This is a genomic window from Sulfitobacter sp. R86518 (assembly GCF_042466275.1).
GTDB classification, from domain to species: Bacteria; Pseudomonadota; Alphaproteobacteria; order Rhodobacterales; family Rhodobacteraceae; genus Sulfitobacter; species Sulfitobacter pontiacus.
Genome location: NZ_JAXHCA010000005.1, coordinates 2,948,884 through 2,963,711, shown reverse-complemented (window position 1 = coordinate 2,963,711; position 14,828 = coordinate 2,948,884). Strand labels below are relative to the sequence as shown.

14 protein-coding genes and 1 pseudogene are annotated in these 14,828 nt (G+C 60.9%); 4 read left to right on the top strand and 11 right to left on the bottom strand.

The features are described from left to right. Nucleotide 1: 1 nt before the first annotated feature. The 3 genes and pseudogenes from tsaE to regB form a co-directional block, all read right to left on the bottom strand. Nucleotides 2–473, bottom strand: a pseudogene (gene tsaE / locus SJY36_RS15540) (tRNA (adenosine(37)-N6)-threonylcarbamoyltransferase complex ATPase subunit type 1 TsaE). Nucleotides 474–524: 51 nt separating this feature from the next. Beyond that, entirely contained in the window at nt 525–2,036 is a 1,512-nt protein-coding gene (locus tag SJY36_RS15535) for a PAS-domain containing protein (protein WP_180828492.1), read from the bottom strand. 145 nt (nt 2,037–2,181) lie between these two features. Next, nucleotides 2,182–3,579 carry a sensor histidine kinase RegB gene (gene regB, locus SJY36_RS15530; RefSeq protein ID WP_037942455.1) on the bottom strand — a complete coding sequence of 466 codons (1,398 nt, stop codon included), beginning with the start codon at nt 3,577–3,579 and terminating at the stop codon, nt 2,182–2,184. 99 nt (nt 3,580–3,678) lie between these two features. Here regB and SJY36_RS15525 point away from each other — a divergent pair, with 99 nt between their 5' ends. Beyond that, nucleotides 3,679–4,299, top strand: coding sequence for an SCO family protein (locus SJY36_RS15525; protein ID WP_181358622.1), 621 nt, complete (start codon nt 3,679–3,681; stop codon nt 4,297–4,299). Nucleotides 4,300–4,374: 75 nt separating this feature from the next. Then, nucleotides 4,375–4,929 carry an ActR/PrrA/RegA family redox response regulator transcription factor gene (locus SJY36_RS15520; RefSeq protein WP_037942457.1) on the top strand — a complete coding sequence of 185 codons (555 nt, stop codon included), beginning with the start codon at nt 4,375–4,377 and terminating at the stop codon, nt 4,927–4,929. A gap of 4 nt (nt 4,930–4,933) precedes the next feature. Here the strand turns inward: SJY36_RS15520 and SJY36_RS15515 are convergent, their stop codons facing one another. Together SJY36_RS15515 and SJY36_RS15510 are read right to left on the bottom strand one after the other, a co-directional pair. Next, the gene (locus tag SJY36_RS15515; RefSeq protein ID WP_037942458.1) at nt 4,934–5,419 is read right to left on the bottom strand and encodes a GNAT family N-acetyltransferase; all 486 of its coding nucleotides are present in this window, start codon (nt 5,417–5,419) and stop codon (nt 4,934–4,936) included. Beyond that, nucleotides 5,419–6,012 carry an HD domain-containing protein gene (locus tag SJY36_RS15510; protein ID WP_037965663.1) on the bottom strand — a complete coding sequence of 198 codons (594 nt, stop codon included), beginning with the start codon at nt 6,010–6,012 and terminating at the stop codon, nt 5,419–5,421. The genes SJY36_RS15515 and SJY36_RS15510 overlap by 1 nt, the downstream gene beginning before the upstream one ends. Nucleotides 6,013–6,083: 71 nt before the next feature. Between SJY36_RS15510 and SJY36_RS15505 the strand changes: the two genes are divergently transcribed. Next, complete coding sequence (locus SJY36_RS15505; RefSeq protein WP_005850714.1) at nt 6,084–6,386, top strand: hypothetical protein; 303 nt, start codon at nt 6,084–6,086, stop codon at nt 6,384–6,386. A 108-nt stretch (nt 6,387–6,494) separates the two neighbouring features. Continuing rightward, nucleotides 6,495–7,883, top strand: a complete 1,389-nt coding sequence (gene ahcY / locus SJY36_RS15500; protein WP_386176293.1) for an adenosylhomocysteinase — start codon at nt 6,495–6,497, stop codon at nt 7,881–7,883. Nucleotides 7,884–7,946: 63 nt separating this feature from the next. On the opposite strand, the gene SJY36_RS15495 is transcribed toward ahcY, so the two are convergent. The 6 genes from SJY36_RS15495 to xylF form a co-directional block, all read right to left on the bottom strand. Further along, on the bottom strand, nt 7,947–8,624 hold the full coding sequence (locus SJY36_RS15495; protein WP_386176291.1) for a DUF1045 domain-containing protein: 678 nt from the start codon (nt 8,622–8,624) through the stop codon (nt 7,947–7,949). 52 nt (nt 8,625–8,676) lie between these two features. Beyond that, nucleotides 8,677–9,975 (bottom strand): xylose isomerase, encoded by a 1,299-nt coding sequence (xylA, locus tag SJY36_RS15490; protein ID WP_386176289.1) that lies wholly within the window; start codon nt 9,973–9,975, stop codon nt 8,677–8,679. Nucleotides 9,976–9,994: 19 nt separating this feature from the next. Then, nucleotides 9,995–11,428, bottom strand: coding sequence for a xylulokinase (xylB, locus tag SJY36_RS15485; RefSeq protein WP_386176287.1), 1,434 nt, complete (start codon nt 11,426–11,428; stop codon nt 9,995–9,997). A 21-nt stretch (nt 11,429–11,449) separates the two neighbouring features. Further along, a complete protein-coding gene (locus SJY36_RS15480; protein ID WP_005850705.1) occupies nt 11,450–12,193 on the bottom strand; it encodes an ATP-binding cassette domain-containing protein in 744 nt (247 codons plus the stop codon). Then, the gene (locus tag SJY36_RS15475; RefSeq protein WP_037942469.1) at nt 12,190–13,509 is read right to left on the bottom strand and encodes a sugar ABC transporter permease; all 1,320 of its coding nucleotides are present in this window, start codon (nt 13,507–13,509) and stop codon (nt 12,190–12,192) included. Before SJY36_RS15475 ends, SJY36_RS15480 begins: the two co-directional genes overlap by 4 nt. A gap of 118 nt (nt 13,510–13,627) precedes the next feature. After that, nucleotides 13,628–14,650, bottom strand: a complete 1,023-nt coding sequence (gene xylF, locus SJY36_RS15470) for a D-xylose ABC transporter substrate-binding protein (RefSeq protein ID WP_037942471.1) — start codon at nt 14,648–14,650, stop codon at nt 13,628–13,630. Nucleotides 14,651–14,828: the final 178 nt, after the last annotated feature.

The following is a 14,828-nucleotide window of genomic DNA, read 5'->3' as shown; positions in this document are numbered from 1 at the left end:
TTCATTTGCGCCAGGCCCCCAGCTTTTCGGGCCATTTATCGTCGTTCCACGTGGCAGAGAGCCGCCGTGTGTCGTCGCCGGTGACCGTCAACGTCAGATCAAGCGCGTCTTCGGGGCGCAGATCGCCCAGCCTGTCGGGCCATTCCACAAGGCAGATGGCATCGCTGAACGCATCGGTCAGTCCCAGTTCTTCGATCTCGTAGACAGAAGGTCAGACGATACAGATCCGCATGCCAGATCGCGGCGGCGGGGGCGTCATAGGTCTGCACCAGCGTGAAGGTGGGCGAGGGCACGTCTTCGGGCACCGCCAGCAGCGACTGGATCAGCGCCCGCGCGAAATGCGTCTTGCCCGCGCCAACGTCGCCGGTCAGTAAAACAATGTCGCCGGCAGTGAGCGCGCGCCCAAGGGTCACGGCCAATCGGGCGGTTTGGTCTGCGTCATGCAGCGTAAGATCAAGTGCGTGTGATGCCATGCGCCAAGGTTACTTGGGCGCGGTGGTGCGCCGCAAGGCGAAACCGGGGCGTCAGGCGTCTTGCGGCGGTTTCTCGGCTTCGGGGTTTTCAATCTCTGCCACCGGCTTTTTCGGCTGGTGAAACCGGATCAGCGTGGCCCCGTCCACGATGGGGGAAAACAGGCAGGTCAGCTCTGTCCCATTGGCAAGATACAGCGGCATGCTCCACTTCATGCGATCTTCGCGGTTGGTCACGAAATCCTCTATCTCCTGCCACAGCAGATTGGGGGCGGACCGGCGGTGCCAGCCCTGTATGGCGTCGTGGATAGAGATATCGGCAAAGGTCATGTCGGGATCGACACCCCAAAGGTCATTATACGCGGTGTTAGAGAAGGTCAGAATACCCGACGACGAAAAGACGACGATGGCATCGTCCAGCGTATCAAGCATCGCCTGCCCCTGTTCCAGCTCTGCCCTGAAGGTGCGGGTCAGGCTGACCTGGGCGCTGATATCCTCTATCAGAAAGGCCGTGGCCCCGTCGGGGTGCGGCCGACCCTTGACCCGAAAAGTCTGCCCTGACTCAAGCGACCATATCTCTTCATAGCGGCCATCATGGGCGGCGCTGATCAGCTCGGACACGGTGGTGCGCCAGGTGGCATAATCCTTGGGCTCGGGAATTTTGCGCGCCTCGCGCAGCTTGTCGAAGAAGGTCTGGATCGCGGGGCGGGCGCTCAGGAACTGCGCCCCCAATCCGGTCAGGTCGATTAACGCCGGGTTAAACAGCACCAACTGGCTTTTGCGGTCAAATATCGCGAGCCCGATGGACAGCTGGGCAAAGGTCTTGGTCAACGTTTGCACGAAATTGCGCTGCGCCTCTTCGGCGCGGACCAATGTGGTGATGCAGGTCGCCTGATAACAGTTGATGCTACGCGATTGGCTGTGGGTGACCGCGTACCAGTCTTTCACCCCCGTGGTCCGGTCGCGCAAGGAAAGACGGTGGGTCGCGTTGCTGAAATCGCTGGGAAACAGCCGCTGGGTTTCAATCGCCTGACCGGGGTGACAGGCGTTAAACAACTCGTGATAGGCATCGTTGTACCAAAGCAGTCGGTTTGCATGGTCCGTATGCCAAAGCGGCACCGACACGGTAGAGCGTAGCCGCGTCAGCGTGACCTCCGCCTCTGACCGCAGATCGACACCCATATCATTGGGGTCCAGCACCACCACGCGGCACAGGTGTTTTTCCCAAGTGATGCGGATCAGCGTGTGAATCTTGGGGTCGGTGGCCGGGACGATCAACTGGCCTTCGGGCGTCGAAGGGGGTTTGTCGGGGAACATCGCAAAGCGACCTGACACGTTGTGATGCAAGTCGGACCATTCGTGAAACCCCGCCTCTAGCGGGCAAAACTGCGCTGTCGTGCCAGAGGCGTGCTGCAACACCCCGTGGTCAAAAAGATAGGACAGCTCGGGCTCCCCCCGCGGATCGGCCTTGTCGGCGGTCTCTGCGTTATCGAGCCATAGATAGGCGATATAGCCACTCGAAAGAATGGCAAAGATCACGAGCGCAATGTCGAAGGTGGAAGCCACGGCGGGACTCAATTCTTTAGGGTTCCACTCAGTTAAGCGCCCAAATAGTTAACAGTTTATTAACCGCCGTGTGAATGGCCGTGTGACCTACCGCGGAAAATCGCCGAGATCGTCTTTGGTGCCCCCCACGCCGCTGCCGCAGGGATCACGTGAAGCGTGTGTTCTCTCCGGTGGGCAGGGGCGTTTCGCCGTGATGCGCGTCCAGCTTTTCGCGGGGCCATGTGACCTTGACCACCGCACCGACGGGGGTGTCCGTCTTGGGTGCGCTGTCCGGCCCATTGGCAAAACGAAGCTCCGCACCCGAGCGTTCAAGCAAGGTCTTGGCGATAAACAGCCCCAGCCCCATGCCTTCGTATTCGGGGCGCCGCGCGTTGCTGCGGTCCGAAGGGCGCCGCCGCATGAAGGGGTCACCGATGCGGCCAAGGATATGCGGCGGAAAGCCCGTACCATCGTCAAATATCCGGACCGAGATCACCGTGTCAGACCAGTTCGCCTCTACCCAGACTGTTGTGGCGGCGAAATCCACCGCGTTCTGCATCAGGTTGCGCAGGCCGTGGATAACCTCTGGCCGGCGCAGGATCGCGGGCTGGTCGGCGGCGTCCCCTGCATCTGGCCCGAGGGTAAAGGTAAAACTCTTGCCGCGCATCCGGTGCGGTTCGGCGGCTTCTTCAAGCACCGTCATCAAGGGGGCTTGGCGCAGATGCAGATCGTCTTTGCCCGCCCGCCCCATGTCGCGCAGAATATCGCGGCACCGGTCGGCCTGATCGCGGATCAGCGCGGCATCTTCGGCCAGATCGGGCTGGTCTTGCAGTTCATTCCACAGCTCGCTGCTGGCCAGTTTGATCGTGGCAAGGGGCGTGCCCAGTTCATGTGCGGCAGCGGCCACCACGCCGCCAAGGTCGGTCAGCTTCTGTTCGCGCGCCAGCGCCATCTGGGTGGCGGCCAAGGCGTCGGCCATCGAATGGATCTCGGTGGTGACGCGGCGGGAATAGGCGGTAGAGAACACAATCGCGATCACCAGCGCGATCCAGATGCCGAAGATAAAGATGCCCGGCAGCTCAAGCACGCCCCCATCTTGTGTGATCAACGGCAGGTGAAACAGCGCCAGCCCCGTCGCCAGCCCAATGGCTGTGCCACAAAGCACGATGGTCGACCGCAGGCTCAGCGCCGTGGCAGAGATAGTCACCGGCCCCAGCAACAGCAGCGAAAACGGATTATGCAGCCCGCCCGTCAGGAACAGCAGAAAGGCTAGCTGCACCAGATCGAACAGCACCATCAGCAGGTTTTCATATTCAGACAGACGCTTGTTTTCGGGAAACACCAGAATGGCGATCAGATTGCCGATCACCGACACGCCAATCGCGAAATAGCACAACCCCAGTTCCAGCTGCAGGCCAAAGATGCGTTGCGCGACGGTGATCGCCGTCAGTTGCCCCGCAATCGCCACCCACCGCAGCACGATCATTGTGCGCAGGCGGATCCAGTTGGCACGCGCGCCCTTGCCCAGGCCTCTACCCACGGGAATGTTAGCGGCCTGCGTCATCGGCGCACCTTTTCAAAATGTCGGTTACGTTGATAAAGGGAAAGCGTAGGTCTGTGTCCGACCGGGATCAAGAGCGCCTAACCGCGCAGGAGAATGAATATGAGAAGAGTGTTGGCAATTGGCGCGGTGTTGGTCGTGCTGGCGTTTCTGGCGGTGTCCCTGATGCTGGTATACCGGACCGATGGCGACAGCGACAAATACGCGCAGTGCAAGAACTCTGCCGTGGCCGGTGGTGCCGAATTGGGCGGGCCGTTCGAACTGGTGAATGCCCAAGGCCAGACCGTGACGGACGCGGATGTGATCACCGAGCCCAGCCTCGTTTACTTTGGCTATACCTTCTGCCCGGACGTCTGCCCGCTGGATGTGGACCGGAACGCCCGCGCCGTGGATGAGCTGGAGGCGCGTGGTATGTCCGTGACGCCGGTGTTCATTTCCGTCGATCCTGCCCGCGATACCCCTGAAGTTGTTGGAGATTTCGCCGCCAACATGCACCCCAAGATGATCGGTCTGACCGGATCGCCCGCACAGGTCAAAGCGGCAAGCGATGCCTATCGCACCTATTACAAGGCGCATGAGGATGAAGGCGAAGACTACCTCGTGGACCATTCTACCTTTAGCTATCTGGTGATGCCGGGCGAAGGTTTCGTCGATTTCTTCCGCCGCGATGTCCCGCCAGAGCAGCTGGCCGACAAGGTCGCCTGCTTTGTGGAACATCAGTAAAAGTTTGACCAAGCTAGGCCACAGCCACATATCTGGATAAAGTCCCGGTACAACATTCAACCAGCGGAGCATGATATGGTTCAGGAAAATGCGCTTGATCTCGGCGAGGATCGGTCCCTCCTTCTGGTGGATGATGACGAACCGTTTCTGCGACGCCTTGCCAAGGCGATGGAGAAGCGCGGCTTTGACGTAGAAACCGCCGGTTCCGTCGCCGCCGGTGTGGCCATCGCGACCGCGCGGCCCGCGGCCTATGCGGTGGTCGATCTGCGGTTGCAGGACGGCAACGGGCTGGATGTGGTCGAGGTGCTGCGCGACAAACGCCCCGATGCGCGGGTTGTGGTGCTGACCGGCTACGGTGCCATCGCCACCGCCGTCGCCGCGGTCAAGATCGGTGCGACGGATTATCTGTCAAAACCCGCTGATGCCAATGACATCGTGAACGCTCTGCTGGCCACGGGCGATGACATGCCGCCGCCACCGGAAAACCCCATGAGCGCGGATCGTGTGCGGTGGGAACATATCCAGCGTGTCTACGAGCTGTGCGATAGAAACGTGTCCGAAACGGCGCGGCGGCTGAACATGCACCGCCGGACCTTGCAGCGCATCCTGGCAAAACGGTCCCCGCAGTAACGCGCTACACGTCGTAGCGTTTGCTGATCTTGTCCACGACCTGACCCGAGGCAAGCGAGACCCCTTCGTCATAGTGCCAGTCGCGAAACCCGCGACTTTGGTAATAGGTCAGCCCGCCGTGGTTGTCGGCGCGGATCGTGGCGTTGATCCAGACATACCCCAGCCGTGCCGCTGCCTGCGCGGTGGCATCAAACAGCGCCGACCCGATGCCCAGACCGGTACGACCAACCTGCACAAAGCTCGCGATGTCGCAGGCCTCGGGCGGCAGATCGGGGTGCGGGCTGATCCACTGGAACCCCACGACGTTCTCCTGATCGTCCAGCGCCACATGCCACGCGCTTTGATCGGCGTTGCTGGCCATCCATTCGGTCAGATCCTTGCCGGTGACAGGGCGGGTCATCGCAGTGGTGCCCCCGATGGTGATGATCTCGTTCAGCAGTTGCGCCATATTGCCGGCATCCAGCGCGATTGGCGGGCGGACCTTGACCATCACAGCGCGCCCAGCAAATCCAGATGCCGCGCGGTGAAGTCATTGCGCGTGTCCACCGGCGGGCGCAGCACAATCGACAGCCCCTCCATCAGATCGGGGTTGGGCCGGCCAAAGAACTTGGACGCCTCTGCCTCCGAGAAACCGGCGATCTGCGTCGCCTCCATCCAGGCGCTGACCTTATCGGCGCGCTTGATCTGCTGCTTGACCGATTTCGGCAGCGCCGCAGGCAGGCCAAAGCGGATATGGATCGCGGACATCAACCGGTCATCCAGCGCGCCATATTCCGGCCCGACCGCCGCCTTCACCGGAGAGATCATATCGCCGATCACATATTCCGGCGCATCGTGCAGCAGCGCGGCCAACCGCCACTTCGGCGGGGCCTTGGGGTTCATCCGGCCATAAATCGTCTCGACCAGCAGCGAATGTTCGGCCACGGAATAGGCAAAATCACCCCGCGTTTGCCCGTTCCACCGCGCGACAAAGGCCAGCCCGTGGGCGATATCCTCGATCTCTATATCGACCGGCGTCGGGTCCAGCAGGTCAAGCCTGCGGCCGGATAACATACGTTGCCATGCACGGGATTGCTGCGCCATTCTATTGCTCTGCCTTTGACACGTGGAACATTTGCGGGTTTCGCCGTGTTCTTCCCACGAAGGAGACGATCATGAAACCTGTTATTTCTGCTCTCACACTCGCACTTGGCCTCGGGACCGTGGCCGCACCCGCAATGGCAAGCGATGTCTGCATGCCCGCGCAAGAGCTGAAGGCGTCGCTGGTGGATTGGTACGGCGAAACACCGGTTGAAGGACAGGACGACGGCGCGGTCCAAATCTGGGCCTCGGATGACACGGGCACATGGTCTGCTGTAAAAACCCTGTCGAACGGGATGGCCTGCGTCACCGCGCAGGGCGCAAACTGGATGGCGGGGATGACCACGGACGAGATGATCGTCGCCTCGGCAGAGTAACCGTTTCGTGTGACGCTTGACCGCCACCGTTGAGATCACCGCATCAAAGTGCTACGGCCCTTTTCAAATATACGATACATAGCCGATCTTTTGAAAAGGGATGCCCCGATGGCCAACGATTACATCGTTAAAGACATTAGCCTTGCCACCTATGGCCGCAAGGAACTTGATATCGCAGAAACCGAAATGCCCGGCCTGATGGCCTTGCGCGCGGAATACGGCGACAGCAAACCGCTGTCCGGTTCGCGCATCGTCGGCTCTCTGCATATGACGATCCAGACCGCTGTTCTGATCGAAACGCTTGTCGCATTGGGGGCCGATGTCCGTTGGGCGTCGTGCAACATCTTCTCTACCCAGGATCACGCGGCGGCGGCGATTGCCGAAGGCGGCACGCCTGTTTTCGCGATCAAGGGGCAATCGCTGGAAGAGCATTGGGATTATCTGGACAAATCCTTCCAGTTCCCCGACGGCCCGAACCTGATCCTTGATGATGGCGGCGATGCGACCCTGTACATCCTGCTGGGCGCCCGTGCCGAAGCTGGCGAAGACGTGATCCCCGTGCCGTCGTCGGAAGAAGAAGTCGCGATCAAGGCGCAGATCCAAAAGCGGATGGAACAATCCCCCGGCTGGTTCACCAAGATGCGCGACCAGATCAAGGGCGTGTCCGAGGAAACCACCACTGGCGTCCACCGTCTGTATGATCTGGTGAAGCAAGGCCAGCTGCCCTTCCCCGCGATCAACGTCAACGACAGCGTCACAAAATCCAAGTTCGACAATAAATACGGCTGCCGTGAATCACTGGTCGACGGTATCCGCCGCGCGACAGATGTGATGATGGCCGGTAAGGTCGCTGTCGTCTGTGGCTATGGCGACGTTGGAAAAGGCTCTGCCGCATCGCTGGCCGGTGCCGGTGCCCGCGTGAAAGTGACCGAAGCCGACCCGATCTGCGCGCTGCAAGCCGCAATGGACGGGTTCGAGGTTGTCTTGCTGGAAGACGTGCTGGACAGTGCCGACATCTTCATCACCACCACCGGCAACAAGGACGTGATCCGCATCGAGCATATGCGCGAGATGAAGGACATGGCGATTGTTGGCAACATCGGCCACTTTGACAATGAAATCCAGGTTGCCGCGCTGAAGAACCACAAGTGGACCAACATCAAGGAACAGGTCGACATGATCGAGATGCCTTCGGGCAACCGTCTGATCCTGCTGTCCGAAGGTCGTCTGCTGAACCTTGGCAACGCCACCGGTCACCCGTCCTTCGTCATGTCCGCGTCTTTCACCAACCAGGTGTTGGCGCAGATCGAACTGTGGGAAAACACCGGCAAATACGAGAACAAGGTCTATATCCTGCCCAAGCATCTGGACGAGAAAGTCGCCCGTTTGCACCTTGATCGTATCGGCGTGAAACTGACCCAGCTGAGCAGCGAACAAGCCGCTTATATCGGCGTCACACCCGAAGGCCCGTTCAAGCCGGAACACTACCGCTACTAAGCCGGTTCATACCGTCTGACAAAACGCCGCCTTGCAGGAATGCAGGGCGGCGTTTTTCGTGGGTCAGCTGCCAAACGCGAAGCGTTCGACCTCGTGAAAACGTCCCTGCGCATCCTCGCCACAAAGCGTCAGACTATCGATGGTGAAGGGGGCAGGGGTATAGGACCCTAAATAGCGGTGCAGAGCCGTCTTTACGGGGTCGATCTGATCGGGCGCAAGCGGCCCGGTGAGGGTGATGTGAAAGCGGAAATACTCCATAATATGGGGGTATCCGTAGGTTTTGAGGTAGATCCGCTGCTGATCGGTCAGATAGGGGGCGTTCTTGCGCGTGAACTCCGCATCCGACAGCGGCGCGCGGAACGCGTCCAGCACCACATTGGCCGAGGCCGCAAGACTGCCAAGCGCGGTCGTGTCGCCCTGCGGCACCAGCGCCAGAAACCGCCCGATCTGCGACAGCGCCAGCCCATCCAACTGCACCGGCGCTTGCCCCTTGCAAAAGGCGGCGAGGCCTTCGGTCAGCTGTGCCGCGCTGGTGGCGTCGGCCAGAAAGAACGGCGCCTTGACCGTCCCGTGTAGCCCGTATTTGCGTGGTCTTTGGGTCAGCTTGGCAATATCAAGCCCTGCGATATCGGGATGTGCCACAGCTTTGCCCGCCTGCACATCCCAGCCCAACCAAGCCGCGCCCCGCCGGGCGAAATCCCCCGGCGGCGGCGTATAGTAAATGGCGTAGCGTTTGAACATCTCGGGCCCCCTTATCGGTCAGCCTAGACCCCTAACAGCGCCATGTAACAGCTTAAAGATAGCGGTTAACCAGATTTTCCAGCGCTTCCTGACGCCCCGAGGCGGGCTGCGGGTTCAGCGCATCGGCTTTGACCTGCGCGTTGATCGTCTCCAGATCGCTGTTCAGCAGGCCTTGGCCGCGTTCAGAGGCCCAACCGGCATAGCGCGCGTCACGCGCCGCTTCGAGCTTGCCATCCTCCAGCATCGCGGCGGCGGCTTTCAGGCCTTTGGCACAGACATCCATCGCACCGACATGGGCAAGGATCAGATCCTCGGCGTCCAGCGACTGGCGGCGCAGTTTGGCGTCAAAGTTGGTGCCGCCGGTGGTGAAACCGCCCGCTTTCAGCACTTCGTAATAGGCCAGCGCGACTTCGGGGACGGAATTGGGGAACTGGTCGGTGTCCCAGCCTGACTGGTAATCGTTGCGGTTCATGTCGATCGACCCGAAAATCCCAAGCGCCGAGGCCATGGCCAATTCGTGTTCAAACGAATGCCCGGCAAGGATGGCGTGACCCTGTTCGATGTTCACCTTCACCTCGTTCTCAAGCCCGTAATCCTTGAGGAAACCATAGACGGTGGCAACGTCGTAATCATACTGGTGTTTGGTCGGTTCCTGCGGTTTAGGCTCGATCAGGATGGCACCTTTAAAGCCGATCTTGCGGGCGTATTCGACGGACATCTGCAAGAAACGCCCCGCCTGTTCGCGTTCGCGTTTCAGGTCGGTGTTCAGCAGCGTTTCATAGCCTTCGCGCCCGCCCCACAGCACATAATTCTCGCCGCCCAGCTTGTGGGTGACGTCGATACATTCCTTCACCGTCGCGGCGGCATAGGCAAAAATATCGGGGTCGGGGTTGGTGGCAGCGCCGGACATATAGCGGCGGTTGGAAAACAGGTTGGCCGTGCCCCACAGCAGCTTGGTGCCCGTCTGCTCCATCTTTTCGCCAAAGTAATCGGTGATCTCGTGCAGCCGCGCGGTGCTTTCGGCAAAGGTATCGCCCTCGGGCCGGACATCAGCGTCGTGGAAGCAGAAATACGGCTGTCCGAGGATCTTGAACATATCAAACGCGGTGTCCGCCTTGGCGCGGGCGGCGTCCATCGTGGTGTCAAACCACGGGCGCAGGAAGGTCTGGCCGCCAAAAGGGTCGCCGCCTTCCCATGCGAAACTGTGCCAGTAGGCGACGGCAAAGCGCAGATGCTCTGCCATCGTCTTGCCCATCAGCATCTCGTCGGGATTATAGCTGCGATAGGCGAAATCATGGTCCGCTTGCGGGTCGTAAGAGATCGTCGGGATGCCGTCGAAAAAGCTGGTCATGGGGATGGTCCTTCTTGTCTTAGCGCAAATGTTTTACGGCGCTATACGTGTCTGAATATCGGGCGTGGGCCTCTGAAAAGGCATCTACCAGGGCCGGAACAGGCTCTATCACGCGGGAAATGGGGGGCGGCACGGCGATCTCGGCCCCGGCACCAGTGGCGGCCATACGGCCCAAGCGCGCAGCCCCAAGGGCACCGCCAAAGTCACCCGCGGCGGGCAGCTGGATCGGCATGTTCAGCGACGTTGCAATGGCCGACAGCCAGTAGTCGGATTTAGACCCGCCGCCGACGGCGATCAGGCTGTCGATGTGGGTGCCGGTGTGCCGCATCGCGTCGAAACTGTCGCGTAGGGCGTGGGTGACCCCTTCCAGCACCGCACGGGTCATGGCGGCGCGGTCGGTGTTATGGGCCAGATGCAGGAAACCACCCCGGATATTGGCGTCGTTATGGGGCGTCCGCTCGCCCCCCAGATAGGGCATAAAGATCGTGCGGCCGGGGGCCTGTAGCGCGCTCAGATCAGAGGTGAGCGTTTGCGCGTCCTCGTTCAAAACACCAGCCAGCCAATTCAGCGAATCCGTGGCCGACAGGATCACCCCCATTTGGTGCCACAGGTCCGGCAACGCGTGGCAAAAGCTGTGCAGCGCGCTTTCAGGTGCCGCGGCATAGCCCGGCGTCGCGGCAAACAGCACGCCCGAGGTGCCAAGCGAGACGAACGCCTGACCCGGTTTCACCACACCCATCCCGATGGCCGAGGCGGCATTATCGCCGCCGCCCCCCGCAACGGGGATCCCCGCAGGTAGGTCCAGTTGCGCAGCGATAGAGCCGCTTAGGTGCCCTGACACCTGCGATCCTTCGACCAGTGATGGCATCTGCGCCCGCGTCAGGCCAGATCGTTCCAGCAAAGCGTCGGACCAGTCGCGCGCGCCGGTATCCAGCCAGCTTGTGCCTGCGGCATCCGACATCTCTGAAACGGCGTCGCCGGTCAGCCAGAAGCGCAGCGCGTCCTTGGGCAGCAGCACCTTGGCGATCCGCGCGAATATATCGGGCTCATGGTCGCGCACCCATTCCACTTTGGGCGCGGTGAAACCGGGGAACACGATGTTGCCCGTGACCGCACGCCAGAGGGGGTCAGCATCCATCGCGGCGGCTTGAGCTGCGGCGCGGGTGTCGTTCCACAGCATACAGGGGCGCAGCGGCGTGCCCGCACCATCCAGCAGGGTCGCGCCATGCATATGCCCGCTAAGCCCGATGCCCTGCACAGCGGCCAGATCAACCCCCAGCCCTGCAATCGCATCGGCGCAGGCGGTGAACCAATCGCGCGGGTCCTGTTCGACCCAGCCATCGTGGGGGCGCGACACCTGCAAGGGTGCCACGCTTTCCGCGATGATGTTTTCGGCGTCGTCCACCAGCAGGGCCTTCAGCCCAGAGGTGCCAAGATCAAGCCCCAGAAACATGGTTTTCCCCTTTGTCAGCGCCTATGCGGCGTCGCGCGCCTTGCCCATGATGATCATGCTCAGGATGTCATCCTCGGTCACGTCGCCGACCTTTTCGGTGCCGATCAGCGCGCCGTTTTTCATCACCGACACACGGTCGCAGAGCTCAAGCATCTCGCGGGTGTCGTGGCTGATCAGGAAGATGCCAAGCCCTTGGGCCTTCAGCTCTTTGATCAGATCGGCAACCATCTTGCTTTCATGCACCCCAAGGGCGGCGGTCGGTTCGTCCATGATCAGGATCTTGGCGTTGAAATAGACCGCGCGGGCGATCGCAACCGATTGCCGTTGACCGCCCGAAAGCGCCGAGACAGGCTCGCTTATCTTCTTAAAGTTGGGGTTGAGACGCGCCATGATCTTGCGGGTCTCTGCCTCCATCCGCGCATCATCCACGAGGCCGAATTTATTGGTCAGTTCGCGGCCCAGAAACAGGTTGCTGGGCGCATCAAGGTTGTCGGCCAGCGCCAGTGTCTGGTAGATGGTCTCGATGTTGTGGCGGCGGGCGTCACGGGGCGAATGGATGCTGGCTTTCTTGCCCTCGATCCAGATTTCGCCCTCGTCCATCTGATAGGCACCGGCAAGGATCTTGATCAGCGTGGATTTCCCCGCACCATTGTGCCCCAACAGGCCGACGACCTCGCCCGGATACAGGTCCAGCGACACGTTGTCGACGGCACGCACCCCCCCGAAGGACAGCGAGATATTCTTGAGCTCTACAAGCGGTGTCATGATTTCCCTCCCATACGGCGGCGATAGACGATGTCGATCCAGACGGCGAAGACAAGAACCGCACCGACGACGATGTTTTGCAGCGGTGCGTCAACGCCCACCATAGCCATGCCCGATTGCAGCGATTGCATGATCAAGGCACCCAGAATGGCCCCGTGGATCGTCCCTATACCGCCCGCCAGAGCCGTACCGCCAATGACAGCCGCCGCGATGACACGCAGTTCGTCCAAAGTGCCGATGTCGTTCGAGTGGTTGGTCAAACGGGCAGAGGCAACAACCGCGGACAGCGCCACCAAGGCCCCCATCAGGGCAAAGACCTTGACCGTCAGCAGACGGGTGTTGATGCCCGACAGCTCTGCCGCGTCGGGGTTACCGCCCGTGGCAAAGATATAGCGCCCCAGCCGCGTGCGTTTGGCCATCACGGTCATGCCAATCGCCAGCGCGATCAGCAGCAACACCGAATAGGGGATACCGTAAGACGCGGTATAGCCTTCGGGCATCACATCGCCACGGGCCTTGAACTCGCGCATCAGACGCGCGGTCGGAACCTCGTAGGCGTTCAGGATGGCGACAAAGCCCAGAATGCCCACGGCGATGATCAGACCCACCAGCACCTCGGCCCAAACCGGTTTCACGTGAAACCCGTGGGTGACCTTGTTGCGCCGTGACGACCACAGCGCCCAAAGCGCCAGAACCACGGCGATCAGCCCGACGACCCAAGACCATGTCTCGCCCAAGGTCCCGTTGATGCCGCCGAACTTGCGGAAGGTTTCATCCAGTGGCCCGATGGTTTGACCGTCGGTCATATACCACGCCACGTTGCGCCAGATCAGCAGCCCGCCAAGGGTCACGATGAAGGCGGGGATCGTGAGGAACCCGATCAGCCAGCCCTGAAACGCGCCGATGATGGTGCCAAACAGCAGGCCGACGACGATGGCGATCCAGGGGATCATCGGATGCCCCAACCCCATGCCCAGCATACGCGGCAGGATATCGGTCTGGGTCATCGCCATCGCGGCAGAGCAGGTGGCCAGCATCGCGCCGACCGACAGGTCGATGTGACGGGTCACGATCACGAAGACCATACCGGTCGCCATAATGGCAACGCTGACCGTCTGGATCGTGAGGTTGAAAATATTGCGCGGCGTCAGAAAGCGCCCGTCGGTCAGCACGTTGAACACGAGGCAGACCAGAATGAACGCACCGATCATCCCTAACAGACGGGTATCGATTTCGAGCTGGCTAAGAAAAGAGCGCTTGGGCGCTGTCGGCGACGGATGTACATCTGCCCCGGTTTCGGTGGTCGTATCTGTCATGTGATTGGCTTCCGGATTGGGTCGCAATGTCAATCAGCGGGGCCGCAAAGCGCGGCAGCCGGGCTGAAGCAAACGGGTGGCACACCCCGCATCAGGGGGCGGGGTGTGCATTCTGGTCTTAGTTACAGGCCGCGACGTCTGTCACGCCTTGGCACAGGGCTTCTTTCGAAATCCAGCCTGCGTCCAGAACCGCGTTCAGGTTGTCGATGGTGACAGGCACGGGGGCCAGAAACTTGGCCGACAGGGCTGTGCCCGCAGGCGATGTCCATTCCTGCGCGCCGTCCACGTCTGCCATCTCGGTGCCGCCGGCAAGGGCAACAGCGATTTCGGCAGCGTTCTTGCCCAGATCACGGGCGTCTTTCCAGACGCTGACGGTCTGCGTGCCCTTGGCAACACGGTTCAGCGCGGCGTGGTCGCCGTCCTGGCCGGACACGGGCGTGCCTTCCATGCCTTGCGCGGTCAGCGCGGCAACGGCGCCGCCTGCTGTCCCGTCATTGGAGGCAACAACCGCATCAACGTTGTTGTCTTGCGCGGTCAGGATCTGCTCCATGTTGCGCTGTGCGTTGGCGGGCAGCCAGCCGTCGGTATAGGCTTCGGCAACGATGGTGATATCGCCCGCATCAATCGCGGATTGCAGCACTTCTTGCTGGCCGCCGCGCAGGAAGTCGGCGTTCGGATCGGTGGGCGAGCCCTTGATCATCACATAGTTGCCCTTTGGCATCGCTTCCAGCACTGCACGCGCTTGCATACGGCCCACCTCGACGTTGTCGAAGGTCAGGTAAAAGGCGCGGGGGTCCTCGATCAGGCGGTCATAGCCCACAACCGGAATACCTTCGTCCGCGGCTGCGGTGATTGCGGGGCCGATGGCCTGGCTGTCTTGGGCAAGGATGATCAGCGCATCAACGCCTTGGGCGATCAGACTTTCCACATCCGACAACTGCTTGGCCGACGACGATTGCGCATCGGCGCTGACATATTTCGCACCGGCAGCGTCCAGCGCGGCCTTGATCGCGGCCTCGTCTGTTTTCCAGCGCTCTTCTTGGAAGTTCGACCAGCTCACGCCGACGGTGATATCCTCGGCTGCTGCGGTCTGAGTGAAGCCAGCAGTGGCGACGGCCGCTGCCATAAAGAGTTTACGCATTTCTTTCCTCCCAGATGAAATGATCCGATGTCCTTGGTGGCATCGGTGACGTCGTAGTATGAGGTTGCGCACTTTAATTCAGTTGTCAAAATAAATTTTACATTATGACACAAAGAATTTGACACAGATCGGCAAAACACGGCTTATTTCCTGTGGGAGACAGAGGGATTAACCTGTT

Bases quoted from the DNA above. Each gene is read 5' to 3' on its own strand.
- regB (WP_037942455.1), bottom strand. From the start codon at position 3,579: ATGACGCAGGCCGCTAACATTCCCGTGGGTAGAGGCCTGGGCAAGGGC.
- SJY36_RS15525 (WP_181358622.1), top strand. From the start codon at position 3,679: ATGAGAAGAGTGTTGGCAATTGGCGCGGTGTTGGTCGTGCTGGCGTTT.
- SJY36_RS15520 (WP_037942457.1), top strand. From the start codon at position 4,375: ATGGTTCAGGAAAATGCGCTTGATCTCGGCGAGGATCGGTCCCTCCTT.
- SJY36_RS15515 (WP_037942458.1), bottom strand. From the start codon at position 5,419: ATGGTCAAGGTCCGCCCGCCAATCGCGCTGGATGCCGGCAATATGGCG.
- SJY36_RS15510 (WP_037965663.1), bottom strand. From the start codon at position 6,012: ATGGCGCAGCAATCCCGTGCATGGCAACGTATGTTATCCGGCCGCAGG.
- SJY36_RS15505 (WP_005850714.1), top strand. From the start codon at position 6,084: ATGAAACCTGTTATTTCTGCTCTCACACTCGCACTTGGCCTCGGGACC.
- ahcY (WP_386176293.1), top strand. From the start codon at position 6,495: ATGGCCAACGATTACATCGTTAAAGACATTAGCCTTGCCACCTATGGC.
- SJY36_RS15495 (WP_386176291.1), bottom strand. From the start codon at position 8,624: ATGTTCAAACGCTACGCCATTTACTATACGCCGCCGCCGGGGGATTTC.
- xylA (WP_386176289.1), bottom strand. From the start codon at position 9,975: ATGACCAGCTTTTTCGACGGCATCCCGACGATCTCTTACGACCCGCAA.
- xylB (WP_386176287.1), bottom strand. From the start codon at position 11,428: ATGTTTCTGGGGCTTGATCTTGGCACCTCTGGGCTGAAGGCCCTGCTG.
- SJY36_RS15480 (WP_005850705.1), bottom strand. From the start codon at position 12,193: ATGACACCGCTTGTAGAGCTCAAGAATATCTCGCTGTCCTTCGGGGGG.
- SJY36_RS15475 (WP_037942469.1), bottom strand. From the start codon at position 13,509: ATGACAGATACGACCACCGAAACCGGGGCAGATGTACATCCGTCGCCG.
- xylF (WP_037942471.1), bottom strand. From the start codon at position 14,650: ATGCGTAAACTCTTTATGGCAGCGGCCGTCGCCACTGCTGGCTTCACT.